At 69.8% G+C, this 1083-nt stretch carries 1 protein-coding gene and 1 pseudogene; both read right to left on the bottom strand.

Features of this window, described 5'->3' with window-relative positions; all coding sequences use genetic code 11:
- A partial coding sequence (locus ACXJKH_RS21050; RefSeq protein WP_457322292.1) for an MFS transporter occupies positions 1 to 699 on the bottom strand: 699 nt, incomplete at its 3' end.
- A gap of 11 nt (positions 700 to 710) precedes the next feature.
- A pseudogene (locus ACXJKH_RS21045) lies at positions 711 to 1083 on the bottom strand (DeoR family transcriptional regulator); the annotation flags it as partial.

Genomic DNA, 1083 nt, shown 5'->3' with positions numbered 1-1083 from the left:
CAGGAATACCGCGCTCCAGTCCAGCATCGCGCCTTCTGCCAGGAAGGCGACAAAGCACAGCACGCCGATGCCCAGCACCACGCCACGCGGCACGGCAAACACCGGCGCGCCCGACGGCGCCTTGTCATTGCGCCAGAACGGCAGCGAGACGCCCAGCAGCGCCGCCATCACCGCCGACCCCAGCAGGCATACCAGCCACGGCGGCAGATGCAGGGCCAGCAGCGCGGTCATCGCCGCCGCGCCGACGGCGCCGCCGATGCTGTAGAAGGCATGGAAGCCGGACATCATCGGCCGCCCACTGTCCCGCTCGACCATCACCGCCTGGATGTTCATGGTGCAGTCGCAGGCCCCCACGCCGGCGCCGAACACGAACAAGGCCAGACCCAGCGTCCATGGCGAGGGCGCGATGGCCAGCAGCGGCAGGCTGGCAATCACCATGATGAGGGTGGCGATCATCACCGCGCGGCAGCCATGGCGTGCGGCGAACATGCCGGCCAGCGGCATCGACAGCAGCGAGCCGGCGCCCAGGCACAGCAGCACCAGGCCAAGCGAGCCTTCATCCAGGCCGGTGCGGGATTTGGCGAAGGGCACCAGCGGCGCCCACGCGGCGGTGGCGAAACCGGGCAGGAAGAAGGCGGCGCGGGTGGCGTGCTGTTCGGTGCGTGTGCCGACGAGCGTGGAACGTGCAAGCGTGGACATCGGGAGCGGGCTCACTCTGCGCGGGCGTGGTGGAGATCGACGCCGCGACGCGCGAACGCCTCGGCCTGGGCCGACGGTGCGTCGGCTTCGAGCACCAGGATGTCGATCTGCTCGACCCCGCCGATGCGATGCGCGGCCTGTGCCCCGAGTTTTTCGTTACTGGCCACCACCACGCAGCGGCTGCTCGCGGCAAGCATCGCGCGCTTGAGCGCAGCCTCTTCGCCGTCCACGGCCCAGATCCCGGCTTCTGCATCCACTGCGCAGGTTCCGATGAAACACACGTCCACCCGCAACGCGGCGATCGCTTCCAGCGCCTGTGCACCGACGGCCGCGCCGATACGCCGGTCCAGCCGGCCGCCGATCAGGCTGACCTCAATACCGTTG

This window comes from Stenotrophomonas sp. P5_B8, assembly GCF_054049855.1.
The sequence above is the reverse complement of the archived record's forward strand: the minus strand, read 5'-3'. Positions and strand labels throughout refer to the sequence as shown.